The organism is Streptomyces sp. NPDC002088 (genome assembly GCF_040296605.1).
In the GTDB taxonomy this organism is placed as follows: Bacteria; Actinomycetota; Actinomycetes; order Streptomycetales; family Streptomycetaceae; genus Streptomyces.
On record NZ_JBEOXO010000017.1, the window covers coordinates 166807 to 192044 of the forward strand.

The 25238-nt window shown below is 71.9% G+C and carries 19 protein-coding genes and 1 pseudogene; 12 read left to right on the forward strand and 8 right to left on the reverse strand.

The features are described 5' to 3' along the window. Nucleotides 1–42: 42 nt before the first annotated feature. The 3 genes from ABT114_RS31330 (at nucleotide 43) to ABT114_RS31340 (ending at nucleotide 2595) form a co-directional block, all read left to right on the forward strand. Nucleotides 43–594 (forward strand): FHA domain-containing protein, encoded by a 552-nt coding sequence (locus ABT114_RS31330; RefSeq protein ID WP_351146259.1) that lies wholly within the window; start codon nucleotides 43–45, stop codon nucleotides 592–594. Between the two features lie 121 nt (nucleotides 595–715). Continuing rightward, nucleotides 716–2080 carry a M14 family zinc carboxypeptidase gene (locus tag ABT114_RS31335; protein WP_351146260.1) on the forward strand — a complete coding sequence of 455 codons (1365 nt, stop codon included), beginning with the start codon at nucleotides 716–718 and terminating at the stop codon, nucleotides 2078–2080. Then, nucleotides 2077–2595, forward strand: coding sequence for an SSI family serine proteinase inhibitor (locus tag ABT114_RS31340; RefSeq protein WP_351146261.1), 519 nt, complete (start codon nucleotides 2077–2079; stop codon nucleotides 2593–2595). The genes ABT114_RS31335 and ABT114_RS31340 overlap by 4 nt, the downstream gene beginning before the upstream one ends. On the opposite strand, the gene ABT114_RS31345 is transcribed toward ABT114_RS31340, so the two are convergent. Beyond that, nucleotides 2571–3821, reverse strand: coding sequence for a M14 family zinc carboxypeptidase (locus tag ABT114_RS31345; RefSeq protein WP_351146306.1), 1251 nt, complete (start codon nucleotides 3819–3821; stop codon nucleotides 2571–2573). The genes ABT114_RS31340 and ABT114_RS31345 overlap by 25 nt on opposite strands. 440 nt (nucleotides 3822–4261) lie before the next feature. Between ABT114_RS31345 and ABT114_RS31350 the strand changes: the two genes are divergently transcribed. Continuing rightward, nucleotides 4262–5374 carry a cytochrome P450 gene (locus ABT114_RS31350; RefSeq protein ID WP_351146262.1) on the forward strand — a complete coding sequence of 371 codons (1113 nt, stop codon included), beginning with the start codon at nucleotides 4262–4264 and terminating at the stop codon, nucleotides 5372–5374. 13 nt (nucleotides 5375–5387) lie between these two features. Here the strand turns inward: ABT114_RS31350 and treY are convergent, their stop codons facing one another. Continuing rightward, entirely contained in the window at nucleotides 5388–7772 is a 2385-nt protein-coding gene (gene treY, locus ABT114_RS31355) for a malto-oligosyltrehalose synthase (protein ID WP_351146263.1), read from the reverse strand. Between the two features lie 117 nt (nucleotides 7773–7889). Continuing rightward, entirely contained in the window at nucleotides 7890–10007 is a 2118-nt protein-coding gene (glgX, locus tag ABT114_RS31360) for a glycogen debranching protein GlgX (protein WP_351146264.1), read from the reverse strand. Nucleotides 10008–10188: 181 nt separating this feature from the next. On the opposite strand from glgX, the gene ABT114_RS31365 reads away from it, so the two are divergent. The 4 genes from ABT114_RS31365 to ABT114_RS31380 all read left to right on the forward strand — a co-directional run bounded on the left by ABT114_RS31365 (nucleotide 10189) and on the right by ABT114_RS31380 (nucleotide 14556). Continuing rightward, the gene (locus ABT114_RS31365; protein ID WP_351146265.1) at nucleotides 10189–11001 is read left to right on the forward strand and encodes a Tat pathway signal sequence domain protein; all 813 of its coding nucleotides are present in this window, start codon (nucleotides 10189–10191) and stop codon (nucleotides 10999–11001) included. A 66-nt stretch (nucleotides 11002–11067) separates the two neighbouring features. Further along, nucleotides 11068–12384, forward strand: coding sequence for a copper amine oxidase (locus tag ABT114_RS31370; protein ID WP_351146266.1), 1317 nt, complete (start codon nucleotides 11068–11070; stop codon nucleotides 12382–12384). 102 nt (nucleotides 12385–12486) lie between these two features. Continuing rightward, on the forward strand, nucleotides 12487–13725 hold the full coding sequence (locus ABT114_RS31375) for a DUF5919 domain-containing protein (RefSeq protein ID WP_351146307.1): 1239 nt from the start codon (nucleotides 12487–12489) through the stop codon (nucleotides 13723–13725). Nucleotides 13726–13833: 108 nt separating this feature from the next. Beyond that, nucleotides 13834–14556, forward strand: a complete 723-nt coding sequence (locus tag ABT114_RS31380; protein WP_351146267.1) for a 3'-5' exonuclease — start codon at nucleotides 13834–13836, stop codon at nucleotides 14554–14556. 10 nt (nucleotides 14557–14566) lie between these two features. On the opposite strand, the gene ABT114_RS31385 is transcribed toward ABT114_RS31380, so the two are convergent. Next, complete coding sequence (locus ABT114_RS31385; RefSeq protein ID WP_351146268.1) at nucleotides 14567–15058, reverse strand: YbaK/EbsC family protein; 492 nt, start codon at nucleotides 15056–15058, stop codon at nucleotides 14567–14569. After that, nucleotides 15028–16029 carry a DMT family transporter gene (locus tag ABT114_RS31390; protein WP_351146269.1) on the reverse strand — a complete coding sequence of 334 codons (1002 nt, stop codon included), beginning with the start codon at nucleotides 16027–16029 and terminating at the stop codon, nucleotides 15028–15030. The genes ABT114_RS31385 and ABT114_RS31390 overlap by 31 nt, the downstream gene beginning before the upstream one ends. Before the next feature lie 94 nt (nucleotides 16030–16123). Here ABT114_RS31390 and ABT114_RS31395 point away from each other — a divergent pair, with 94 nt between their 5' ends. After that, entirely contained in the window at nucleotides 16124–17059 is a 936-nt protein-coding gene (locus tag ABT114_RS31395; RefSeq protein ID WP_351146270.1) for a LysR family transcriptional regulator, read from the forward strand. Nucleotides 17060–17195: 136 nt separating this feature from the next. Here ABT114_RS31395 and ABT114_RS31400 read toward each other — a convergent pair whose 3' ends face one another. Beyond that, nucleotides 17196–18059 (reverse strand): phosphotransferase enzyme family protein, encoded by an 864-nt coding sequence (locus ABT114_RS31400; RefSeq protein WP_351146271.1) that lies wholly within the window; start codon nucleotides 18057–18059, stop codon nucleotides 17196–17198. Between the two features lie 377 nt (nucleotides 18060–18436). Between ABT114_RS31400 and ABT114_RS31405 the strand changes: the two genes are divergently transcribed. Together ABT114_RS31405 and mgt are read left to right on the forward strand one after the other, a co-directional pair. Continuing rightward, a complete protein-coding gene (locus ABT114_RS31405; protein ID WP_351146272.1) occupies nucleotides 18437–19660 on the forward strand; it encodes an RNA-guided endonuclease InsQ/TnpB family protein in 1224 nt (407 codons plus the stop codon). A gap of 179 nt (nucleotides 19661–19839) precedes the next feature. Beyond that, nucleotides 19840–21082: pseudogene (gene mgt / locus ABT114_RS31410) on the forward strand (macrolide-inactivating glycosyltransferase). Between the two features lie 169 nt (nucleotides 21083–21251). Here mgt and ABT114_RS31415 read toward each other — a convergent pair. Next, nucleotides 21252–23498, reverse strand: a complete 2247-nt coding sequence (locus ABT114_RS31415) for an MMPL family transporter (protein ID WP_351146273.1) — start codon at nucleotides 23496–23498, stop codon at nucleotides 21252–21254. Between the two features lie 315 nt (nucleotides 23499–23813). Between ABT114_RS31415 and ABT114_RS31420 the strand changes: the two genes are divergently transcribed. Then, nucleotides 23814–24356, forward strand: coding sequence for a DUF1697 domain-containing protein (locus ABT114_RS31420; RefSeq protein ID WP_351146274.1), 543 nt, complete (start codon nucleotides 23814–23816; stop codon nucleotides 24354–24356). Here the strand turns inward: ABT114_RS31420 and ABT114_RS31425 are convergent. Then, on the reverse strand, nucleotides 24331–25203 hold the full coding sequence (locus ABT114_RS31425; protein ID WP_351146275.1) for a transglutaminase-like domain-containing protein: 873 nt from the start codon (nucleotides 25201–25203) through the stop codon (nucleotides 24331–24333). The two genes, ABT114_RS31420 and ABT114_RS31425, sit on opposite strands and share 26 nt — an antisense overlap. Nucleotides 25204–25238: the final 35 nt, after the last annotated feature.

Sequence of the window (25238 nt, forward strand, 5' to 3'; positions counted from 1 at the left end):
GTTTTCTGGACACCCGGGGTTCACTGACCGACAATCACGAGCGTGACGTCGTCTTTCGAGTTCCACACGTACCCCGCGCGGCTGTCCGACGCGGAGCGCGACCGGGCGCTGAAGGCGCTGCGTGACGGCGTCGCCATGGGCCGTCTGTCCCACGACACGTTCATCCGGCGCATGGAGCTGGCGCTGGCCGCCCGCCGGTCCGACGAACTGGCCGTGCTCACCGCCGACCTGCGCGCGGAGGGCCGCTTCGCGCGCGTGGTGTTCGGCACCGTCGAGGCGGTCTCGGGCTTCACCGTACGGCTGCGCCGGGCCTGGCAGGCCGAGAAGCTGCCCAAGCTGCTGCTGCCGCACCCGGGCGCCGGCCATGCGCTGCGCATAGGCCGGGACCCCGCCAACGGGCTGCGGCTCACCCACGAGACGGTCTCGCGCGTGCACGCCGAACTCAGCCGCCAGGGCGGCATGTGGGTCCTGCGCGACCTCGGCTCGACCAACGGCACGACGGTGAACGGGCGCCGGGTCATCGGCGCGGCCGTCGTCCGGGAGGGCGACCAGATCGGCTTCGGGAGCATCGCGTTCCGCCTCGCGGCGGACTGAACCGGGCCCCAGACGCCCGTGCGGCGCCACATTCCCTCGCGTACGGCGGTGTTGACGTACCCGTCGAGCCGTGACTGACTGTGCGTACACCATGGACACCAGGTGAACCGACGGCACCACATTGTGGAGGTGTGCCCTGCCGCCACTCCTCCGCTACCCGACCGTGGACGAACTGGGCACCCGGGCGGCGGCACTCGTCGCCCGACGCCCCCGGGACGCCCGGCTGCGCCGGATCGGGACATCACGCGCGGGCACACCCCTGTGGCTGCTGTCCGTCGGACACGGCACCCGTCAGGCCCTGGTGGTCGCCGGACCGCACGCGAACGAGCCGGTGGGCGGCGCCACCGCCCTGCGACTGGCCGAACGCGTCCTGGCCGACCCCCGGCTCACCGACGGCGCCGACGCCACCTGGAACCTGTTGCTGTGCCTCGACCCCGACGGCCTGCGCCGCAACGAGGGCTGGCTGCCCGGCCCGTACACCCTCGGCCACTATTTCCGGAACTTCTTCCGTCCCGGCTTCCTCGAACAGCCCGAGTGGCTGCCCGACGGCGCGGACGCCGCCACGCTCCCGGAGACGCGTGCCCTGCTCCGCCTCCAGGACGAACTGAAACCTTTCTTCCAGTGCTCCCTGCACGGCGTCGACGTCGGCGGCGGCTTCGTCGAGCTGACCCGCGACCTGCCGGGCCTCGCCCGGCGCCTCGCGCACACCGCGGCCCGGCTCGGCATTCCGCGCGAACTCGGGCCCTACGACACCCTGTACTGGCCCAGCCTGGGACCCGCCGTCTACCGGATCCCGCCCCCGCACCGAGGTGACCGGGCCGCGGCCATCACCGAGGCCGCCGTCGAGTCCACCTGGTTCCATCCGCAGCGGCACGGCACGGTCACCGCCGTCATCGAGGCACCCATGTGGGGCGTGGCCGCCGTGGAGGACGGCTCCCCGCCCGCCGACCCGGACGAGGCACTGCGCACGGTGAGCCGCACCCTGCGCCACGACACCCGGCTCCTGGAGCTGATCCTCGCGCGGATCCGGCCCCACCTCGCCGGCTCGCCGGACGCGGCGCGCCTGCTCGCACCGGTCGACGACTATTTACTCGTCTGCCCCGGCCTTGCCGACGCGTGGGACCCCGACACCCGCGATCCCGGGCGCCCGCTGCCGCCCCTGCACACCGCCCACCTCGCCGCCCTGCGCATCGCCGGACGGCGGCTCGCCCTGCGGACGGCAGGGCTGCTGCACCAGCTCGTGCGGGGCGCCGGCCGCGACCCGGCCGGCGCGCTGCCGGATCTGGACCGGCTCATCGACGAGTGGTGCGCCGACTACCGCGACGGCTGCGGGGCACGCTGGATCCCGGTCGCGCGGCAGGTGGAGTACCAGTCGCGGGTGGTGCTCGCCACGTTCGAACTGGCCGCGGCCCACGCGCGCGAGGAGACCCGTTCGGGTGAGCGAGGGTGGTGCTCGGAGACCGCCGTGCCGATGCCTCTTGAATGACGTACACGACGCATACGGCTCACTCGACGCATAAGACGTGCACCTCGAGAGCGAAGAAGGCGTTCGGCGGCCTGGCGACAGCCGCCCTGCTCCTGGCCGGCGCGGTTCCGGCGACCGCCCAGGACCCGCTGCAGGGCAACTGGCTCTCCCTCACCGTCACCCGGGGCGACGCCCGGACCGGTGACACGCCCGGCACCCTGCTGCGGTGCGATCCGCCCCAGGGACACGCGCGCGCCGCCGAGGCATGCGCCCAGCTCGCCGAGGCGAACGGCGACATCGCCGCCATCCCGCCCAAGGAGGACGTCTTCTGCACGATGGTGTACGCGCCGGTGACCGCCCGCGCGCGCGGGGAGTGGGGCGGACGGCCCGTCGAGTTCTCGAAGACGTACGCCAACACATGCGTGATGGCGGCGCGGACCGGGGCCGTGTTCGCGCTGAACGGGCCACAAGGCCGGGTGGGCGGGGGAGGGAAGGAGCAGCGCCCGGCGCTCTACGCCGCCCGATCGCGCGCGTAGAGCGCGGCCGCGACGACGGTACGGGACTGGTGCTCGACCTGGTGCTCCAAGGGCACCCAGCGGGCCCGGAACCGTTCCGCGAAGGCGTCGCTCCAGGTCGCCACGAGCCGTTCGAGACCCGGCGCCGCACGGTCGTCGCTCTCCTGAAGGACCCGCAGCAGCATCGCCGCCGCCCGCAGCGGCAGGCGGCGGGCGAACGCGTCGACGCTGCCGACGTAGGCCATCGTGGTGTCGGCCGGCGGCGTGTGGATCCAGTCCTCGGCCAGCCCCGGCACCAGCTCCAGCACCCACCTGGCGGCCCGCAGCAGGGGGCCGTCGACGCCCTGCAGGCGCGGTAGGACCTCGGCGAGCACGCCGTCCACCTCCAGCGCGTCCCGCCGCAGCCGGTGCGCGAGGCGCCGTATCGCGGCGGCGGGAGCGGGATGCGGGGCGCGGTCGTCCACCAGGTCGCTCGCCCACATCGGCACTTCGACGACCGCCGTCAGGCCGCCGTACCGGTGGGCGTGGTACCAGGTGCTGTGCCGTGCGTCGTCCGGCATGCTCGGGTACGCCGCGTCCGCGCCGGGCGCGGGCATCACGTGCACCCCGGGACCGCTCACCGGCCAGCCCGCGGCGTCGGAGGCGCCCGTCTCCACCGGGATGTGCAGCTCCGCCGCGGACTTGGCGAACGGTTCCGCCAGGCCCGGGATGTCCTTCGTCAACTGCACCCAGCTGCCCCCCAGATCGGTGCCGTGCAGGGTCACCTGGAGATAGGGCCGCAGCGCGTCTATGACCCCGGTCAGGATGCGCGTCTCGGGCGGCAGCCGGTCGGGCGGCAGCACGGACGGTGACCACTCCGGCTGCTCCGGTCCCGCGGGCCGGAAGAAGCCGAGGTGGTAGTCGAGCAGGCTGCGTGGCGCCGGAGTCACATGCAGGCTCGCCCCGTCAGGATCCGCGCACAGCAGGAAGTGCCAGGAGGTATCGGCCCGCAACTCCCGGTCATGCAGGACCCGTTCGGCGAGCGCGAGGAGTGTGGAGCCGCCGGCCGGTTCGTTCGCGTGGGCGCCGGCGACGACGAGCACGGCGCGTCGGGCGTGGCCCACGGACAGCAGGTGCAGCGGCCGGCCGCCCCGCGAGACGCCCACCTGCCGCAGCCTGCACAGGCCAGGCCGGTGAGCGGACAACGCTCTTGCGGACGCGACCATTTCGGGAACACTGGGGTAGCGCAGCTCCGGCAGGAGACTCACCCCCGACTTGTCCGCCTTGCTTCGCACCCGCAGTACCCCATGGACTCTGTGAACTGTCAAGGAGTTGGAGGGGGAGGCGCCAGGGGGCGCCCAGGGGCATTCACCGCCGGCCGGTAGGGCCATGAGCGCCGACCAGGAGGCCACGCCCGTCCGGAGCCGGTGCGGTACCCGCCGATCACCGATGCTCGACGTGCACCGCGCGAGCCACACGCTGTCACTCGATCACCCGTACGGCCGTACGGGAAAGGCGCCGAGGGCCGCGCGGTGGTCGGCTGGGGACATCCGCCCGGACGTACGGCGCGGAGTCCGGCCGCGCGTCCCGACGGTGCGCGGCGGACCAGGCGTGTGCCCACAGGCGCGACGGCCGGCCGGGAGCGGTCACGCGCGCGTGGAGCACGAATCGAGCATGTGGGAGCCCGGCGGTGCAGTGCCTTACCGGCGTGTCCATCACGCAGACCGCGGGAGCCCCGCCCCGCGCGCCCCGCAGACCGCCGAGCCTGCGGAACCTCCGGACGGCCGCGGCGGACCCGTACCCGCTCTACCGCACGCTGCGCGAGCACTTCCCGCTCGTCTACGACGAGCCGTTCGGCGCCTGGCTCGTCAGCCGCCACGACGACGTGCGCGCCGCACTCACGGATCCGCGACTCGCCCCTGTGCCGTCACCGGCCGACGGCCGGACCCCGGACCACCGCGAGGCCCTCGCCTCGGCGCTGTGGGGTCCCGCGCTCCGCGCCCTGACGGCGGCCGTCGACCGCAGTGCCTTCGTCCTCGCCCGTCGACTGGCCGGGCGGGAGTCGGCCGACCTGGTCGCCGAGTTCTGCGACTGGCTGCCCACCGCCACGGCGCTGGCCGCGCTGGGCATCCCCTACGAGGAGACCGCGCGGGTGCACCGCTGGTGCCGCGCGGGCCTGGACCACCGGGGCCGGCATCCCGAACTCGACGCCTTCCTGCGCCCGCTCGTGGCCCGCCGCCGGGCACACCCGGGCGGCGATCTGCTGTCCGCCTTGTGCACGGCGGGCGACGGCGGCCGCCCGCTGTCCGACGAGGCCGTGACACACATCGCCGGAACGCTGCTCGGCGCGGCGGGCGGGACGACCGCACGGGCGCTGGCGTCGTTCCTCGGCAATCTCCTGGAGCATCCCCGCCAGGTGGACGTGATCCGAGCCCGTCCCGAGCTGGCGGCCGGCGCCTGGGCGGAGTCCCTGCGCCGCGACCCGCCGGTGCACGTGGTGCTGCGCTGGGCCACCGCGCCCTTCGGCGCGGTTCCCGCGGGCGCCACCGTGGCCTGCCTGCTCGGGGCCGCGGGCCGCGACCGCGCCCGCTTCGCCGACCCCGACCGCTACGACGCCTTCCGCCCCGACCCCGCCCCACTCGCCTACGGCTTCCAGCCGCACGGCTGCTCAGGCGCCCTGCTGGCCGGGCTCACGGCCGAGCGCGGCCTGCGTGCCCTGCTGACGACCCTGCCGGGCCTGCGCCGGGCTCCCGGGGCGTGGGCCGCTCCGGAGGGCCGCTTCCACCGCTCGCCGCCGGCCTTGCCGGTCAGGCTTCGCTAGGGGTGCCGGCTTGTCACCCCTCGTCGGCGGAGCTCCCGGACGGTCCGTCGGTGCCGATCCGTTCCAGCAGTGCCACCGGCAGCCGCTCGAAAAGCTCCGCCACGCGCGTGTGCCCCTCGAACTCGCGGCCCGGGTCCAGCACGTCGGCCCACCGCCCCGGCGGCAGCGGCAGCCGCGTGTCCTGCCAGCCGCCCGACTCCGCCAGCCGCAGCGACAGGCGTGTCACCGCCGTGACCACCGTTGCGGAGCGTGCGAACGCCAGGCAGTGCGCTGCCGCCGGGCCCTCGGCGGGCAGGGGCGCGTACGCCGCCGCATCCCCGAACACGCCGGGCAGTCGCCCGCGCAGCCGCAGCGCGGCCCTGGTCACCGTGCCCTTGTCGCCGGGGTCCTCGGGCGGGAACCGCACCGGCCGCCGGTTGTCCGGGTCCACCAGCGCCCGGTACTCGGCCTCCGTGCCCTGGTACAGGTCGGGGACGCCGGGCATCGTCAGATGGACCAGGGCCGTACCCAGCACGTTCGCGCGGATGTAAGGCTCCAGCGTGGTCCGGAAGGCGGCCACCCGCTCGCCCGGGACCCCGCACGGTCCCGCCGCGACGAACTGCGCCACGGTCTCCTCGTACGGGGGCTCCTGCTCCGTCCAGCTCGTGTACAGGCCGGCCTCACGCACGTGCTTCAGCAGAGCCTGCTGAACGCGTTCCCCGGACGCGGGCCCGAGCCCGAACACCGTCTGCCAGGCCGCCCACGCCAGTTGGGCGTCGGGCACGCCGTCGCCGTCCCGGGTCACCTCGGCCAGGACGCCGGCCCACCGCCCGGGGCACTCGGTCAGCACGGCGAGGGCCGCCCGGACGTCGGCGCTGCGCTTGGTGTCGTGGGTCGACACGACGGTCCCCGTGCCCGGCCAGTCGCGCTGCACGCGCGCGCAGTAGGCGTGGAAGTCCGCCGGGGACACGACCGGGCTCCCCGGGTTCCCACCGACCTCGGTCGCCGACAGCAGCGGCACATAGCGGTAGAACGCCGTGTCCTCCACGGACTTGGCACGCAGCGCCGACGCCGTCTGCGCGAACCGCGCACGGAACTCCACCTGCCCGGGCCCGTCACCGTGGCGCCCGAGCACGAGACCCCGTACGACATCGACCGCACCGGCCTCCTCGGGTACGACGAAGGCGAGCCGGGCCTCGGCCGCGGCCTCCTCGGTGACGACGGCGGCAGCGTCACTCGAGGTGTACGGCCGGTAGACCTCCAGGCGTACGAGCAGCTCCTGCAGCGCCGTACGCAGCGCCCAGGGCGCGTGGTCGCGCAGCGCGGGATCCGGTGAGGCCGTACACAGCCGGCCCGCCAGCCGGGTCAGCCGGTCGATCTCGGTGGCCAGCTCGTGCGAGAGCACCCGGTACGCCGCCCGCCGCACCGTCGCAGCCCAGTCGCCGCCCCGGTCCGTCTGCGGGGCCGCGAACCGCCGGTACCGGCCGAGGAGTTCCCCGGCTCCCGCCGGATCCGTGAAGACGCCGTCGATGTGCCTGAGGGCGTCGTAGCCGGTGGTGCCCGCGACGGGCCAGGAGGCCGGCAGGTGCTCCCCGTCCGCCAGGATCTTCTCCACGACCGTCCAGCGGCCCCCCGTCGCCTCGTGCAGCCGCCGCAGATAGCCGTCCGGATCGGCGAGCCCGTCGGGATGGTCGACGCGCAAGCCCTCGATCACGCCCTCGTGGAGCAGCTGGAGGATCTTGGCATGGGTGGCCTCGAACACCTCCGGGTCCTCGACCCGCACCCCGATGAGCTCGGAAATGCTGAAGAAACGCCGGTAGTTGAGCTCGGTACGGGCCAGCCGCCACCACACCGGGCGGTACCACTGGGCGTCCAGGAGTTGCGGCAGCGGCAGTTCCCCGGTGCCCTCGCGCAACGGCAGGACGTGGTCGTAGTAGCGCAGGACCTCCCCGTCGACCTCCAGGTGTTCGATCTCCGTGCCGAGCGGGTGGCCCAGCACCGGCAGCAGCACCTGCCCGCCCTGCGCCTCCCAGTCGATGTCGAACCACCGTGCGTACGGCGACTTCGGGCCCTCCCGCAGCACCTCCCACAGGGCGCGGTTGTTCCGCGGGGCCATGGCCATGTGGTTCGGCACGATGTCCACCACCAGGCCGAGACCGTGCTCCCGCGCGGTGCGCGACAGCGCGCGCAGCCCCTCCTCGCCGCCCAGTTCGGCACGTACGCGCGCGTGGTCCACGACGTCATAGCCGTGCGCCGAGCCGGGTACCGCCTCGAGGACGGGAGACAGGTGCACATGCGAGACGCCGAGCGAGGCCAGGTACGGCACGACCGCCGCCGCGGCCCCGAACGGGAACTCGGGCTGCAACTGCAGCCGGTAGGTGGCCGTGGGCACCACCGGGTCAGGTCGCTCAGGTGTCATGGAAACCTACGTACCCGCCCCGCCGCCGTTCGTGTCATCGCCGGACCCACCTCCGCCCGTACGCCGCCGGCCCCGTCCGCCCTGTCGTCCGCGCACCGCGCCCGCCCGGACAGGGTCCTACGTGGGCCGCCGCAGTACCGTCAGGCTCCGGTCCACCAGGGTCAGCCGGTCCCCGGCCTGCACCTTGGTGCTCGTCTCCGTCGGCACGCCCTCCGGGAGCGCCGTGTCCACCACCACCTGCCACTGCCGTCCGTGGTCTACCGGCACCACGAACTCCAGCTGCTTCGGCGAGGCGTTGAACATCAGCAGGAAGGAGTCGTCGCCGATGCGCTCCCCGCGCGGGCCGGGCTCCGAGATCGCGTTGCCGTTGAGGAACACCGTCAGCGCCGACGCCTGCGCCGAGTCCCAGTCCCGCTGGGTCATCTCCTTGCCCTCCGGAGCGAACCAGGCGATGTCCGACAGCTCGTCGTGGGTGCCCTCCACGGGCCGGCCGTGGAAGAAGCGCCGCCTGCGGAAGACCGGATGGTCCTTGCGCAGCCGCACGACGGCCCGCGTGAAGTCCAGCAGCTCGCTGCCGCTGCCGTCGGTGTCGGGCCACTTCACCCAGGCCAGCTCGCTGTCCTGACAGTAGGCGTTGTTGTTGCCCTGCTGCGTGCGCGCGACCTCGTCGCCGTGGCTGATCATCGGCACGCCCTGGGAGAGCATCAGCGTGGCGACGAAGTTCCGCATCTGGCGGGCCCTCAGCTCCAGGACGGCCGGGTCGTCGGTCTCGCCCTCGACGCCGCAGTTCCAGGACCGGTTGTGGCTCTCGCCGTCCCGGTTGTCCTCGCCGTTGGCTTGGTTGTGCTTGCTGTCGTACGACACCAGGTCGTGCAGCGTGAACCCGTCGTGGCAGGTCACGAAGTTGATGGAGGCGAGCGGCCGCCGCCCGTCGTCCTGGTACAGGTCGGACGACCCCGTCAGCCGGGACGCGAACTCCGCGACCGCCCGCGGCTCGCCTCGCCACAGGTCCCGCACGGTGTCGCGGTACTTGCCGTTCCACTCGGTCCACAGCGGCGGGAAGTTGCCCACCTGGTAGCCGCCCTCGCCGACGTCCCACGGCTCGGCGATCAGCTTCACCTGGGAGACCACCGGGTCCTGCTGCACCAGGTCGAAGAACGACGACAGCCGGTCGACCTCGTGGAACTGCCTCGCCAGCGTCGCCGCCAGGTCGAAGCGGAACCCGTCGACGTGCATCTCGGTGACCCAGTAGCGCAGCGAGTCCATGATCAGCTGGAGCACGTGCGGGGACCTCATGAGCAGCGAGTTCCCGGTCCCGGTGGTGTCCATGTAGTAGCGCGGGTCGTCGGCCAGGCGGTAGTACGACGGGTTGTCGAGCCCCCGGAAGGACAGCGTGGGGCCCAGGTGGTTGCCCTCGGCGGTGTGGTTGTAGACCACGTCGAGGATCACCTCTATCCCGGCCTCGTGCAGCGCCCGCACCGCCGACTTGAACTCCAGGACCTGCTGGCCGCGGTCGCCCCAGGAGGCGTACGCGTTGTGCGGGGCGAAGAAGCCGACCGTGTTGTAGCCCCAGTAGTTGCTCAGGCCCATGTCCACCAGACGGTGGTCGTTCACGAACTGGTGCACCGGCATCAGCTCCAGCGCGGTGACCCCGAGCGAGGTGAGGTGCTCGATGATCGCCGGGTGGGCGAGCGCCGCGTAGGTGCCGCGCAGCTCCTCGGGCAGGCCCGGGTGGCGCATCGTGAGGCCCTTGACGTGGGCCTCGTAGATCACCGTGTGGTGGTACTCGGTGCGCGGCCGCCGGTCGTCGCCCCAGTCGAAGTACGGGTTGACCACGACCGACGTCATGGTGTGCGGCGCCGAGTCCAGGTCGTTGCGCTTGTCCGGGTTGCCGAAGTGGTAGCCGTACACCTCCTCGCCCCAGCGGACCGAGCCGCTGATCGCCTTCGCGTACGGGTCGAGCAGCAGCTTCGCCGAGTTGCAGCGCAGCCCGCGCCCGGGGGCGTACGGGCCGTGCGCCCGGAAGCCGTACCGCTGGCCGGGCATGACGCCGGGCACGTACGCGTGCCGCACGAACGCGTCGCTCTCGCGCAGTTCGACCGCCGTCTCCGAGCCGTCGTCCTGCAGCAGACACAGCTCGACTCGGTCCGCGGACTCCGTGAAAACCGCGAAGTTGGTACCGGCGCCGTCGTAGGTGGCACCGAGTGGATATGCCTCTCCAGGCCAGACCTGCATGGACACGACTCTTCCAGGTGTACGGCCGCGCGGGGGGCGCCTTGGCCCCGAGTGTCCCCGAAAGTGATGGAACCACCTATGACTTACGTCCCTCTTACCGGGCGACCAGTGCATACGCGGTATGCCGAACCAGTGGGGCAAACACATACTCCCGGGGATGTAGGGGGAGTAGGGGGAAGATGTGCGCGAGACAGTGCACCGCCATCTGGGAAAGGTGGTGGCCGGTGCGGCCATGGCGGTGGCGGGAACCGCCGTCATGGTCGGGATCACCCTGCCGGGCACGGCAGGGGCCGATGAGACGGGAGGAGGCAAGGGCGGGCAGTCGGCCCGGCAGGCGGCCCAGGACCAGGGCGGCGCCGCGGTCGCGCCGGGTGTCGTCGAGCAGGCACCGGCCGAGGGCGAGAAGGGCACGGGCCGCGACCCGCTGACCGACGACGAGATCGAGCGCGTCGAGAAGCTCGCGCTGAACGGGCAGCTGCTCACCAGCGGGGAGAACGTGGAGGGCGGGCGTGGCCCGCAGCGCGTCGGCGTCGACCTCGCCGAGCCGGAGGCCTCGGAGCTGGACGACCCGAACGCGCCACGCCGCGCGGACGTCACGTTCTACGACTACCGGGACGACACGCTCGTCACCAGGACCGTGAACCTCGCCACCGGGAAGGTCGAGCAGACCAGCTCCCAGCACGGCGTCCAGCCGCCGCTGAGCCGTGACGAGCAGACCGAGGCCGCCCGGCTGCTGATCGCCGATCCGGCGGGCGCGGGCCTGAAGGCGGACTACAAGGACGCCACCGGCGACGAGCTGACCTCGCCGGACCAGCTGCTGATCACCGCCATGGTGTACCGGGCCACTCCGGGCGCCCAGCCCGCCGTACTCGACAAGTGCGGCGAACACCGCTGCGTGCGGCTGTTTCCGAAGGTCAAGAACGGGCCGTGGATCGACGCCAGGTCGCTCGTGGTCGACCTCAGCGCCCGCAAGGTCGGCAAGCTCGCCCGCTGAGCCGCCCTCCGTTCGCTTCCAACTCGTTCCTCTTTTTTGTTCCTCCTGTAAGGGAGTCACTTCTTCATGCGTGTGAACAGAATCGGTCGTGCCCGGAAGGCGGCGGTGGGGCTGTCCCTGGCGGCGCTGGCCGCCGGCGTGACGACCGCCGCGGGACCGGCGGCCGCCCAGCCGAAGGCGGCGTCCGCGGCGGCGGCGCAGTGCAGCACCACGTACCGCATCGAGCAGAAGCTCGCGAGCGGCACGACCTGGCGCATGTGCTGGCGCTTCGAGAGCAAGTCCGGGCTCGTCCTGGAGGACGTCTCCTACCAGCCGCCCGGCGAGGCCGCTCCGATCAAGGTCCTCGACAGCGCCAAGCTGGCCCAGATCCATGTGCCGTACGACGACGGCAAGAACGAGTTCAACGACGTCACGGACTACGACTTCGGCTCCGGCCTGGTGAACCTGGATCCGGGCGAGTGCCCGGGCGGCACCATCCGGGTGGTCAAGGTCCCCGACGGCCTGGACCCCGCGCACCCCTACGTCAAGGGCCTGTGCACCACGACCCGCTCCCGCGGCCACGCCTACCGCATGCAGGCCGACACCGGCAACAAGGTCTACCAGGCCCAGGGCAAGGACCTGCTCGTCTACACGGTCAACAAGGTCGGCTGGTACGAGTACATGACCGAGTGGCGCTTCCAGGACGACGGCACGATCAACATGAACGTGGGCGCGACCGGCAGCCTCTCACCGTACGACTACGACGCGGGCGACGGCCGCGGCTGGCCGATAGGCAAGGGCGCCAAGTCCTACGCCACCAGTCACAGCCACAACGTGTTCTGGCGGCTCGACTTCGGCCTCGACGGCTCCTCCAAGGGCCGCGTCGAGCAGTACGACTCGGTCGTCAGCCCGCCCGCGGCCGGCCAGCAGGGCCCGACCAACAAGACCACCCGCACCAAGGTCACCAAGGAACTCGCGGGCGACGCCAAGAACATGCGCTGGTGGCGCATGGTCAGCGCGACCGGCAAGAACAAGGACGGGCACGCGCGTTCGTACGAGATCGTCCCGGGCCCCACCTCCAAGTACCTGGGCCGCCCGTTCACCAAGCACGACGTGTACTTCACCGAGTACGACAAGTGCGAGCAGTACGCCAGCAACAACCCGCTCAACTGCGGTGCCGGACACGGGAAGTCCGTCGACACCTGGGTCGACGGACAGACCCTCACCCACCCCGTGGTCTGGGTGAACGTGGGCTTCCACCACATCGCGCGCGACGAGGACCAACAGCCCATGCCGGTCCACTGGCAGGGCTTCTCGATCGCCCCCAGGGACGTCACCGCTATGAATCCGCTCACTCCGGCCGAGCTGGCCGGGCAGAACGGGCAAGTGGATCCGAGTAGTTGAGAAACGACCCTGTCCATCCGGCTGCACCGCCGACCGCTCCCGGAGTACCCTTCCTTGATCGTTGAGACGGGGAAGCTCGGGGGAGCGGAAGGCGGTGCGCGGGTGGGCTCGGGAGGGCTTGAGTTGCCCCCTGGTGACGAGGGTCACGAGGGGAACTCGGCAGACGTCCCGCCCGGCACGGTGTCGCTGGCGCGGCCGATGGAGACGAGTTCCATCGGGCCGGAGCTGGACTGGGACGCCGACGCCTGGCGTGAGGTGCGTACGCGCGCCCAGCGAGCCGGCCGGGCCTACATCTGGCTGAACCTCGTCGAACAGCGGCTGCGCGCGGTCGTGGCCGCCGTTCTGCGGCCCATCTACGAACCCGTCCACGGCGACGAGTGGGTGGTCGCCGCGGCCGGTCCCGCCGGCCAGGAGTGGGTGCAGCGTGCGGTCGCCGTACGCGAGGTCAGCCGCCGAAAGGGCTATCTGCTCGACCCGGCCGATGACAACGTGATCAGCTTCCTGACGCTGCCGCAGCTGCGCGAGCTGATGGTGCAGCACTGGCCGTGCTTCGAGCCCTACTTCGACGAGCGCCGGGACGTCGAACTCGCCCTGGACGAGCTGGAAGTCACCCGCAACGTCGTCTCCCGCAACCGGGCCCTGTCCGAGGCGGTCCTCAACCAGGCCGAGCGGGCCTCCGCGCGGCTCCTCGAGATGCTCGACTCGAGCGGCGACGTGCCCTCCGCGCGGCGACTGCCCGTCGACGCGGTGGAGGACCTGGTCGGCGACCGGTACGCGGACGTGGTCGCCGTGCACTCCGACCGGGTGCGGCTGCTGCGCCAGTTCCCGGCCGAGGACATCTTCGGCGGCGCCCGCCGGCTCGACGCCATCGGCATCGGCCTCAACCTGCTCGTGCAGAACTTCTCCGGGCGGCGCCTGGTGCGGCTGGCGGAGGCGGGCGCGCGGGTACGGCTGCTGTTCCTCAACCCGGCCTCCAGCGCGGTCAAGCGCCGCGAGCGGGAACTCGGCATCAAACGCGGCGAACTGAGCCGGGCCGTGGAGATGAACATCCTGCACATGCGCCGGGTGCGCTCCCGGCTGCGGGACCCGGACGCCTTCCAGATCCAGGTCTACGACGAGACCCCGCGCTTCACCGCCTACCTCGTCGACGGCGACGGCTCGGACGGCATCGCGGTCGTGCAGTCCTATCTGCGGCGGACCCGGGGCATGGAGGCACCGGTGCTGGTGCTGCGCAACGGCAGCCGGGTGGTCAAGTCGGACGAGGTGGACGAAGGCGGTCTCTTCTCTGCCTATCGCGAGGAGTTCGAGCTCGCTTGGGCTGATTCGCGACCAGTGTCCTGAACTGTCCGTTCTTGAGGTGGCTAAGCGGAACGCGGTCCTCGGATTGTCAGTGCCGCATGCGATCGTGGAGACCACTGGGGGAAAGCACCACCGAGAAGGGGGGCCACCATGGCCTGGCACCGCGAGCTGCTGATCGGCTTCGACCTGGAGACGACGGGTACGGACCCGCGTGAGGCGCGCATCGTCACGGGGGCCGTGATCGAGGTCAGGGGCGGGCAGCCCACAGGACGCCGGGAATGGCTGGCCGACCCGGGCGTGGAGATCCCGGCGGACGCGGTGGCGGTGCACGGCATCAGCAACGAGCGCGCGACCTCCGAGGGCAGACCGGCCGACCAGGTGGCGGACGCGATCGCGGACGTCCTCACCACGTACTGGAAGACGGGCGTCCCGGTCGTCGCCTACAACGCGGCCTTCGACCTGACCCTGCTCTCCGCCGAACTGCGCCGGCACGGGCTTCCGTCCCTGCGCGACCGCCTCGGTGGCCTCGACCCGGCCCCGGTGGTCGACCCGTACACCATCGACCGCTGGGCCGACCGCTACCGCCGCGGCAAGCGCAACCTCGAAGCGGTCTGCGCGGAGTACGGCGTCGTCCTCGACTTCGCCCACGACGCCTGCGCCGACGCCCTCGCCGCGGCCCGGCTGGCCTGCGCGATAGCCGACCGTCACCCCAAGGTCGCGGCCCTCGGCCCGGCGGAACTGCACCGCCGCCAGATCGAGTGGTATGCCGACTGGGCGGCAAACTTCCAGAGCTTCCTGCGCGGCAAGGGCGACGCGGACGCGGTCGTGGACGGGACGTGGCCGCTGCGGGAGTTGGCGGACGACCGGATCTGAACCGGCCGGGTCAGGCCGGGCTCGCGATGCGCTCTACGCGCGGCTGGGCGAGCCTGGCGTAGTCGGCGCCGGAGATGACCAGGGAACGGTCCAGCCGGGCGGCGTTGAAGTACAGCCGCCGTTGGGCGACGACGTCCGGGTCGGCGACGAGGTCGAGGCCGGGGTCGAAGGCGAACGGCAGCACCGTTCCGGGGACGGAGCGGGCCAGCCGCTCGGCGGTCTCCGCGTCGCTGAAGCCGACGTACCGCGCCGCGAACAGCGCCCGCACGGCGTCCAGGTCCACGCGCCGGTCCCCGGGGACCACGGCGAGGACGTGGCGCGTCGTGCGCCGGTCCACCTTGACCCTGAGGACGATGCACTTCGCGGCCTCGGACGCCGGGTGACCGCGCAGCGCGCACACGGCCTCGGTGGCGCCCTCGGGCTCGTGGTCGATGAGGCGGTAGTCGACGCAGGAGGTGTCGAGCAGGGAGATCAGCTGGTCGTAAGTGTCGTGGTCCGGCATGGGGAGTCCTCTTCGAAACGGGGTTCGGTGCGGGGTTCGGTGCCAGGTACGGGGGTGGTGGCGGAGGCGGACAGGATGACCGGCGTCGCCGCGCGGTGGGCGCGTTCCACGGACTGCCCCCAGTAGGTGCCGGCGACCATCAGCGCCGCGCCGAGGCCGGTGAGCGGGCCGAAGTGTTCGCCGCCCAGGGCGACACCCACCACCGCGGCCCAGACGGGCTCCGTGCCCAGCAGCAGGCTGGCCCGGCTGGCGGAGGTCCGCTGGACCGCCCAGGTCTGGGCGAGGAAGGCGAACACGCTGCAGAGCAGCGCAAGATACACCAGCTGCGTCCAGGTCGCCGCGTCGGCCCGGACGAGGTCGGGCAGGCCGGTGGCGGCGGCCGGTGGCAGGAACAGGGCCGTGCCGACCAGGGTCTGCAGCGCCGTCAGGTGCAGCGGCCGGACGGCCCGGCGCGCGGTGAGTCGGCCGACGAGCGCCACGTGCACCGCCCGCACACCGGCCGCGGCGAGCATCAGCAGATCGCCGATACGGGGCGCGTGGAAGCCGTTGCCGGACATCAGCAGCCCGACGGCCAGGACGCACACACCGGCGGCGGCGTAGAAGGAGGGAGGCAGTCCGCCGGGGTGACCGGAGCGGTCGAGCAGCGGGGTGAGGACGATGGTCAGGCTGATGATGAGGCCCGCGTTGGCGGCGCTGGTGTGGGCGACGCCGTACGTCTCCACCACCAGTACCGCGGCCTGGGTCACCCCCAGCGGCACGCCCACCCGGACCTCGTCGCGGGTCCATCGGCGCGGTCCGCGACGGGCGACGCCCACCACACCCAGACAGGCGACGGCGGAGAGCGCGTACCGCGCGAACAGGACGGTCAGGACGGGCAGCGCGGAGACCGCCGTCTGGGCGGACAGATAACTGGAACCCCAGACGAGCGCGACCAGGAGGAGTACCGCGTCGGTACGGCGGGCGTCGGACACCCGCCTACCGTGCACCGACGACGTCCATGAAGCCCAGAACCAGTTTCTAAAATGATCTTTTAGCGTCCCTACACTGTGCCCTTACACTGCGAAAATGGACGAACGGCAGTTGCGGATCCTTCGGGAGCTGGGCGAACTGGGCAGCGTCACCGCGGTCGCCGAGGCGCTGCTGGTGACCCCGTCGGCGATCTCGCAGCAGTTGCGGCTGCTCCAGCGCTCGATGCCGGTGCCGCTCACCGAGCGCCACGGGCGGCGCCTGGTGCTCACCGACGCCGGCCAGGCGCTGGCGGGCGCGGCCGTCGAGGTGGAGAGCGCGCTGGCGCGGGCCCGGCACGCCGTGGCGGAGTTCGTGAGCCGGCCGGACGGGGACGTGTCGGTGGCGGCGTTCCACAGCGCGGGCTCGGCCTTCTTCCCCCTGCTGGTGCGGGCCTGCGCCGGGCCCGGCGCGCCCGCGCTCGTGCTCGCCGACGAGGACGTACCGCAGGAGGACTTCCCCCGGCTGACCCGGGAGTACGACCTCGTGCTCGCGCACCGCCTCGACCACGCCCCGCCGTGGCCGCGCACGGTGACCGTGACCACGCTGCTGCGCGAGCCGCTCGACGTGGCGATGCCCGCCGGCCATCCGCTCGCCGCCAAACGGCGGCTGACCCCGCAGGATGTGGCCGACGAGCCGTGGATCACGGTGCACGAAGGGTTCCCCGTCATGGCGACCATCGACGCCATCGCCGCCGCGGCCGGCCGCCGGCTCCGGCTCGGCCACCGCATCAACGAGTTCGCGGTGGTCGCCGAGGTCGTCGCCGCCGGGGGTGGCATCGCGCTCATGCCACGCTGGACCATGCGCCCGCACCCGGCCCTGGTCCTCCGGCCACTCAGTGGCGTCCAGGCCAGACGCCACATCGACGCCCTGTGCCGCCCCGAACGCACGGCCCGTACAGCGGTCGGCACGGTCCTGACCGAACTCCGCCGCGCCGCCCGCACGATCCAGGCCCGCGACGCGGGGACCCCGGTACCTGCCACCCCGGACGCCTGACCGCTGCTTCGTCTCAGAGCCGTCGTGAGAGCTGCCGTCAGCGCCGCCCTAGTCGTCGGAGCTGCCCTCGTCGTCGGAGCCGCCCTCGCGCTCAGAGCGCTCAGAGCGCTCAGAGCCCTCAGGGACGCTCAGCGTCTCAGAACGGATACCACCGCACCGTCTCGTCCCCATCCCGCAGCGACGCCACCCGGCGCCGGAACTCGGCCAGCGCCTTGGGGTTGCTCGGGGCGTGCTGGGCGACCCAGGCGCAGCTGGCGGTCTCGCGGGCGCCGCGCAGCACCGAGCAGCCCGTCCACGTGCGCACGTCCCAGCCGTAGGCCTCGGTGAAGGAGTCGTACGCCTTGGCCGGAAGACCGTAGCGGTCGCGGGAGAGGGCCATGACCACCAGGTCGTGCTCGCGCAGGTCGGCGGAGAAGGTCTCCAGGTCGACCAGGACGGGGCCGTCCGGCGCGATGTGCACGTTGCGCGGCAGCGCGTCGCCGTGGATCGGGCCGGGCGGCAGGTGCGGGGTGAGCGCGGCCGCGGCCGTCGCGAAGCCGTCGCGGCGCTCGCGCAGGTACGCGGCGTCCGCCGGGTCGATCGCGTCACCGGCCAGCCGCAGCCAGCGCTCCACCCCGCCCAGCAGCTCGCGCGGTGGCAAGGCGAAGGCGGGGGAGGGCAGGGCGTGGACGACCCGTAGCAGTTCGGCCAAATCGCGGGGCTCGGCGGGCCGTACCGGATCGGGCAGCCGGTGCCACACGGTCACCGGGTGCCCCTCCACCAGGAGGGCCTTGGATTCGGCCGCCCGTACCGCCGGGACACCCGCCTCGGCCAGCCATGCCGCGATGTCCAGTTCGCGCCGCGCCCGGTCGAGGAGTTCGGCGTCGCGGCCCACCTTGACGACCAGGTCACCGGCGGCGAACACCGCGTTCTCACCCAGGGCGAGGAGCCGTGCGTCCCCGGCCGGCCCCGGCGACACCCCCGCCGCGGCCAGTACCTCCCGGGCCCGTGCCTCGTCCATCGTCCGCCTCCGTGTCCGTACTCGCTGTTCCCGTGCGCCGGCGCTCACGCCGTCGGGATCTCGCCAATCGTCGGCCAGTGTCCCATCCCCACTGGTCGGACCCGGTGCGCGGTGTCTTGACGAGGTTCCGCGTCTTTACCTGATTCTTGCGAAGAGGCCCCGGCGTTCACGCCGGGGAGGAATCGCATCCCGTCCCGGCGACGCGGAGCGCCGTCACAGCCGCCTGACGGAGTCAGGCAAAGCGAACGTCCGTACGCCCGATCGCCGGTTGGGGTGATCGGGGTGGGAGTGGGGTGCGGGTGTGTGGATCTCGTACGTACGGTCGTCCGGCACGACGGGAACCGGACGGTGGGCAAAGGGCGCAGGGGGTTGATGGCATGGCGGCGCAGCAAGGCGGTGAAGAGGCGGGGCATGCCCGGTACACCTACCGGCTGCGCCTGTCGTCCACCGCGCACACGGCACTCTTGGCGGAGTGGGACCGGTGCCGGTGGATCTGGAACGAGTGCGTGGCTAAGTCCCAGGCCACCCACCTGCACAACCGGGCTCACCCGGACGAGCAGCAGACCTGCGGTCCGGCCCAGCTGGACAAGATGCTCACCCAGGCCCGCGCGGTGATCCCGTGGCTGCGGGAGGGCTCCTGCGTGCCGCAGCAGCAGATCATCCGCGACTTCGGCCGCTCCCGCACCAAGGCGCTCAAGGACATCGTCGAGCGGCTGCCGATGACGCAGCGGGCCGGGATGCCCGCCGTCAAGACCAAGCGCACGGCGCGACCCACGCTCAACTACACCCGGCGCGGCTTCCAGGTCAGGGACGGGCGGCTGCATCTGGCGGGCGGCATCGTCCTCACCGTGGTGTGGTCGCGCCCGCTGCCCGCCGACCCGACCAGCGTCCGCGTCCACCAGGACAGCCTCGGCCACTGGTATGCGAGCTTCGTCGTCCCGGCCACGGTCGTGCCGTTGCCGGAAACCGGTGCGGTGCTCGGCGTGGACTGGGGCGTGCGTGAGATCGCCACCACCACCTCCGACCCACACGATCTGCCGCACCCCGAGCACAGCACGAAGGCCAAGGCGAAACTGTCGCGCTACGACCGGATGATGGCCCGCCGCACACCGCCCAAGGGCCAGGCCGCCTCCAAGGGGTACCGGGCGGCCAAGCACCTGCGGGCCAAGGCCCACAAGAAGGTCGCCCGCCAGCGTGAGGACACCGGCCGCAAGTGGGCGAAGAAGGTCGTCGCCGACCATGACGCGCTGGCGGTGGAGGACTTCAAGCCCACGTTCCTCGCCAAGACCACGATGGCCAAGAAGGCCGCGGACGCCGCCATCGGCGCCACCAAACAGGCCCTGATCCACCTGGGCCGCAAACACGGGCGCGATGTGCGCCTGGTCCACCCCGCGTACACCACGATGGACTGCGGACAGTGCGGCGCGAGAGCCAAGCACGCCCTGCCGCTGGGGATGCGCACCTACACCTGCACCGCGTGCGGAACCGTGAAACCACGGGACAAGAACTCCGCACGCGTCATGCTCCACCGGGCTGGTCTCCTCCCGGCTGGCGCCGAGGGCACAAGACCACCCGGGGCGACGCCCCGGGAGGCAGCCTGAGCCAGGAATCCCCTCCCCTTGAGGGAGGGGAGGATTCAAGACCATGACGGGGCCCACCCGAGCCGCGCAAAGGGGTTGATGCAGCGACGTCAGCGCTGGAGGCAAGGCACCGGCCCCGACGAGGGCCGGGCCTGGGACGGAAGGAGCAGCGGCCCGCCGGCGACCACCGCCTATTTCATTTGCACGAGACGTCTCGTCTCGCTTACGGTCGATCGCATGACCACCCCCGCCCACATCGCCATGTTCTCCATCGCCGCGCACGGCCACGTGAACCCGAGTCTGGAGGTGATCCGTGAGCTCGTGGCGCGCGGGTACCGGGTCACCTACGCGATTCCGCCCGTGTTCGCGGAGAAGGTCGCCGAGACCGGTGCCGAGGTGAAGCCCTGGCGCTCCACGCTGCCCTCGCCCGACGACGACCCGGCAGCCTGGGGCTCCACGCTGCTGGACAACGTGGAGCCCTTCCTGAGCGACGCGATCCAGGCGCTGCCCCAGCTGATCGACGCCTACGACGGGGACGAGCCCGACCTCGTCCTGCACGACATCGCCTCCTACCCCGCCCGCGTCCTCGCCCACCGGTGGGGCGTGCCCGCGGTCTCCCTCTCACCGAACCTGGTCGCCTGGGAGGGCTACGAGGAGGAGGTCGCGGAGCCGATGTGGGCGGAGCCCCGGAAGACCGAGCGCGGGCGGGCCTACTACGCCCGCTTCCACGCCTGGCTGGAGGAGAACGGGATCACCCAGCACCCCGACCCGTTCGCCGGCCGCCCCGCCCGCTCCCTCGTGCTGATCCCCAAAGCCCTCCAGCCCCACGCCGACCGGGTCGACGAGCGGGTGTACACCTTCGTCGGTGCCTGCCAGGGCGACCGCGCCGCTCAGGGCGACTGGCGGCGGCCGACGGGCGCCGAGAGGGTGGTGCTCGTGTCGCTCGGGTCGGCCTTCACCAAGCAGCCCGACTTCTACCGGGAGTGCGTGCGGGCCTTCGGAGAGCTGACCGGCTGGCACCTGGTGCTCCAGATCGGCAAGCACGTCGACCCGGCCGAACTGGGCGACGTACCCGCGAACGTCGAAGTGCGGGCCTGGGTCCCGCAGTTGGCGATCCTGAAGCAGGCCGACCTGTTCGTCACCCATGCGGGCGCGGGCGGCAGCCAGGAGGGACTGGCCACGGCCACCCCGATGATCGCCGTACCGCAGGCCGTCGACCAGTTCGGCAACGCGGACATGCTCCAGGCCCTCGGCGTCGCCCGTCAGGTCCCCGCCGCGGAGGCCACCGCCGAAACCCTGCGCGCCACCGCCCTGGCCCTGGTCGACGACCCGGACGTGGCCCGCCGGCTGAAGGACATCCAGGCGCAGATGGCGCAGGAAGGCGGCACGCCGCGTGCGGCCGATCTGATCGAGGCCGAACTCCCCGCGCAGCGGCGCGCATGAGGATCGAGGCGGAGCTCCCCGCGCAGCGGCGCGCATGAGGATCGAGGCGGAGCTCCCCGCGCAGCGGCGCGCATGAGGATCGAGGCGGAACTCCCCCCACGGCAGCGCGCATGGGTGAGGGCCCGTTGGTTCCCGTCAGGGATACCAACGGGCCCTCGGCCGCGCAGGATCAGACCCTCAGCGGCTCGCCCTCGTCCGGCACCGCGGGAGCGGTCACGGCCTCCGGCGACTCGTCGTGCGTGAAGTCCGGCATCCGGTTCAGCCACTTCGGCAGGTACCAGTTGCGCTCGCCGAGCAGCGCCATCACCGCCGGGAGCAGCACACCCCGGATGACCGTCGCGTCGATCAGCACCGCAGCCGCCAGGCCGACACCCATCTGTTTCATCGACTGCATGGACAGCGTCCCGAAGATCGCGAACACGGCGACCATGATGACGGCGGCGCTGGTCACGACACCGGCCGTGGTGACCACGCCGTGCTGGATCGCGTCCTTCGTCGTACGGCCGCGCAGCCGCGCCTCGCGGATCCGCGAGACCACGAACACGTGGTAGTCCATCGACAGGCCGAACAGGATCACGAAGAGGAACAGCGGCAGCCAGGTCACGATGGCGCCGACGCCCTCCGCGCCCACCAGCGAGGCACCCCAGCCGTGCTGGAAGACGGCCACGAGGATGCCGTACGCCGCGCCCACCGACAGCAGGTTCAGCGCGATCGACGTGATCGCGACGGTCAGCGAGCGGAACGACAGCAGCATCAGCAGGAAGGCGAAGACCACGACGAACGCGAAGACCGGGACGACGGAGCCGACCAACTGGTCGTTGAAGTCGTGGTTGCCCGCGACCTGCCCGGTGATCGGCGCCTGGACGCCGTCCACCTTGCCGAGCGTGGCGGGCCGCACCTCGTCGCGCAGCTTCTCCAGGCTCGCACTCGCCTTGTCCTGGTCGGATCCGCCGACCAGCGGGACGTAGACGAAGGCGACGTTCTGTGCGTCGTGCAGCTTGATCTCGACCGGGCCGCGCGAGGCACCCGAGCTGATCGCCCGCTCCTTGAACTGCGTCAGCGCGTCCGCCACCTCGGGGGCGTTGATGTCCTGCGCCTTGACGACGACCTCGGCCGGCTCGGAGCCGCCGGGGAAGGCGTCGTTGACGCGGTTGTACGTCTGCACGATGGACAGCGAGTCGCCGAACTCCTGGTCCAGCGTGAGGTTCTGGGTCTTCATGCCGACCGCGGGAGCCGCGATCGCCAGCAGCGCGCCGGTCGCGACGACGACGGAGACGACGGGCTTGGCCAGCACGCCCCGCAGCACCGCCGTCCAGACACGGCTTCCCTGGTCCGCGGCCCGTCGGCGCCGGCCCAGGAACGGGATCCGGCCCTTCTCGACCCGCTCGCCCAGCAGTGACAGCAGCGCGGGCAGCACGGTCACCGAACCGACCATGGCGACCGCCACGACCATCAGCGAGGCCAGGCCCATCGCCTCGAACCCGGCGAGCCCGGTGAACAGCATGCCCGCCATCGCCACGCACACCGTGACACCGGAGACCACGATCGCCCGGCCGCTGGTCGCGGCGGCGATCCGCAGGGCCGTCTGCGCGTCCCGGCCGGCCTCGCGCTCCTCGCGCTCCCGGCGCAGGTAGAACAGGCAGTAGTCGACGCCGACGGCCAGACCGACCAGCAGCATCACGGAGTTGGCGGTGTCGCTCATCGGCATCACATGGCTGACGACACCCATCAGGCCCATCGTCGCCATGATCGCGGTGATCGCCAGGGCCACCGGGAGCAGCGCGGCGACCAGCGCACCGAAGGCGATGAGCAGAATGCCGAGGGCCACCGGCACCGCGGAGTACTCGGCCTTCTGGAAGTCGTCCCCGAACGCGTCGCTGAACGTCTTGTTCATGCTGGCGCCGCCGATCTCCTCGATCCGCAGCGATGCATGATCCTTGCCGACGCCCTCGACGGCCTTCAGGACGGGCTCCACCCGGTCCTTGGCGGTCTCGGAGTCGCCGCGCATGTCGAACTGCACCAGCGCGCTGCGGCCGTCCTTCGAGATCGTCTGCGTGTCGTACGGCGAGGTCACGTCCGTGACCTTGCCGGTCGCCTCGACTGCCTTGACGACGTCGGTGACCGCAGCCCGGAACTCGGCGTCCGTGGCCTTGACGCCACCGTCCTTGCCCTGGATCAGGACCGTCTCACCGGCCGGCTCCTGGATCCCCGCATCGTCGATGATCCTGGCGGCGGTGTGCGTCTCGCCCTTCAGTTGGTCGTTCTCGTCGACGTCGACCCGGCCCGCGGCCGAGCCGAGCCCCATCGCCAGGACGACGAACAGGACCCAGATCCCGACGGCCGCCCATCGGTGCCGGGCGCTCCAGCCGCCGGCCCGGGCGGCGAGACCCCGCACCCGTGAATCTCCGTTCCCCATGACGGGCTTGCCCCCTTGTGTGCGGTGACAGCCCCCTGCTGCCACCTTTCGGTTCGAAGGTATGGGCCGCGTAAAGGCATTTCGTCGTACTGTCCGGTGAGGTCGGGTGGGCCCGACTCATCCCCTCGGACCGCGCCGTCTCCGCACCGGGGAGGACAGTGGCCCCTTACACGTAACCGGTCTCTCCGGGATGCGGATCAGGGACGCGAGGTTGTGCTGCACGCTGACCAGTGAGTAACTTACGTTCCCCGGCCGGGCCTTCGCGGCCGTCGTGCCCGCCCCCACGGGGCACGACGGCCGCTCTAAGGTGTGCGAATGACGACGTATGCGGCGCTGTTGCGCGGAATCAACGTGGGCGGCAGCAAGAAGGTCCCGATGGCCGATCTCCGCACCCTCATGGAGGTCCTCGGCTACGACGGCGTCCGCACCCATCTGCAGAGCGGCCAGGCCGTGTTCACCCCCGGCCACGGCGACGAGGAGTCCCTCGCCGCCGAGCTCACGCAGGCGATCGAGAAGCACTTCGGCTTCCCCGTCGACGTCATCGTGCGCGACCACGCCTACCTGAAGGCGATCGCCGACGCCTGTCCGTTCCCGGCCGCCGAACTTCAGGCCAGACAGCTCCACGTCACGTACTTCTCCGAACCGGTCGACGCGGAACGCTTCGCCGGGATCGACCGGGCCGCCCACCTCCCCGAGGACTTCCGCCTCGGCGACCGCGCCCTGTACCTGTACGCCCCGGACGGCCTGGGCCGCTCCAAGCTCGCCGAGCAGCTGTCCAAGCCGCGGATCACCAAGGGGCTGATCGCCACCTCGCGCAACTGGAACACCGTCGTCAAGCTGGTGGAGCTGACAGGCTGACCGTCCGCACACCGAGATAGCCGGTGCGCGAGACGTACGACTGGATCTCCTCCGGCACGGTGAGGCGCGGATCGGTGTACAGCCGACGGAAGTCGTCGTCCGTGCGGGCCGCGGCGATCTCGTCCAGGAGGGCGAGGTCCTCGTCCGTGAGCTCGGCGTCGGCGCGGATCTCCCGGCCCCAGAAGTCCCAGGGCAGCAGCTCCACGCGGTTGACCGCGGCCAGGTCCAGCAGCACGTTGCTGCCGATGTACCACAGGCCGTCGAGGCCGTCGTAGCCCCAGACCCCGAAGGTCTTCGCATCGGCCTTCCCCGTTCGGCACGCCCGCCAGGCGTCCCCGGCCACCAGGAACCGGTCCCTGGGTACGTCCAGCGGGTCGAAGGGGATCTCGTACGACGGATGCAGCACCTGTGCGTCGGCCAGCCGCCGACTCCCGTCCGGCAGGCGGTACTCGGTGACCCAGTGGTCGTCGTGGTATCCCTCCGTGAAGTAGTCGGCGAAGCCGCACCGGATCCGGGCGGGCGTGCCGGTGGCCCGCAGCAGACCGCACAGCAGCAGGGAGAAGTCCCGGCACGTCCCCGCGAACCTCTCGTCGTACGCCCGCTCTTCGGTGAGCGGGCCGTCCCCGCGCTCGCGCAGGATCCGCAGCAGCTCCGTGACGTACCGGGAATCGGGGTCGTCGTGCTGTCGGTCCTCGGGGATCGGGTGGCCGAGACGTCCGCTCTCGCCCCGATGGATGATCAGATTCCTTACCAGGTGAGCAAGTTGACCAGGTTCACGCGGGAGCCCGCTGACGTCCAGGTCCCCCGGATCGCTGTACGGCGTCTGCTCCAGGTAGATGTCGTCCATGCCGCCGACGCTCCGCCTTGCCCCAGGGGCAAGGT

Excerpts from the sequence above, each read along its gene's own strand:
- ABT114_RS31340 (WP_351146261.1), top strand. The coding sequence starts at position 2,077 with ATGACGTACACGACGCATACGGCTCACTCGACGCATAAGACGTGCACC.
- treY (WP_351146263.1), bottom strand. The coding sequence starts at position 7,772 with ATGACACCTGAGCGACCTGACCCGGTGGTGCCCACGGCCACCTACCGG.
- glgX (WP_351146264.1), bottom strand. The coding sequence starts at position 10,007 with ATGCAGGTCTGGCCTGGAGAGGCATATCCACTCGGTGCCACCTACGAC.
- ABT114_RS31370 (WP_351146266.1), top strand. The coding sequence starts at position 11,068 with ATGCGTGTGAACAGAATCGGTCGTGCCCGGAAGGCGGCGGTGGGGCTG.
- ABT114_RS31380 (WP_351146267.1), top strand. The coding sequence starts at position 13,834 with ATGGCCTGGCACCGCGAGCTGCTGATCGGCTTCGACCTGGAGACGACG.
- ABT114_RS31385 (WP_351146268.1), bottom strand. The coding sequence starts at position 15,058 with ATGCCGGACCACGACACTTACGACCAGCTGATCTCCCTGCTCGACACC.
- ABT114_RS31395 (WP_351146270.1), top strand. The coding sequence starts at position 16,124 with ATGGACGAACGGCAGTTGCGGATCCTTCGGGAGCTGGGCGAACTGGGC.
- ABT114_RS31400 (WP_351146271.1), bottom strand. The coding sequence starts at position 18,059 with ATGGACGAGGCACGGGCCCGGGAGGTACTGGCCGCGGCGGGGGTGTCG.
- ABT114_RS31405 (WP_351146272.1), top strand. The coding sequence starts at position 18,437 with ATGGCGGCGCAGCAAGGCGGTGAAGAGGCGGGGCATGCCCGGTACACC.
- ABT114_RS31415 (WP_351146273.1), bottom strand. The coding sequence starts at position 23,498 with ATGGGGAACGGAGATTCACGGGTGCGGGGTCTCGCCGCCCGGGCCGGC.
- ABT114_RS31420 (WP_351146274.1), top strand. The coding sequence starts at position 23,814 with ATGACGACGTATGCGGCGCTGTTGCGCGGAATCAACGTGGGCGGCAGC.
- ABT114_RS31425 (WP_351146275.1), bottom strand. The coding sequence starts at position 25,203 with ATGGACGACATCTACCTGGAGCAGACGCCGTACAGCGATCCGGGGGAC.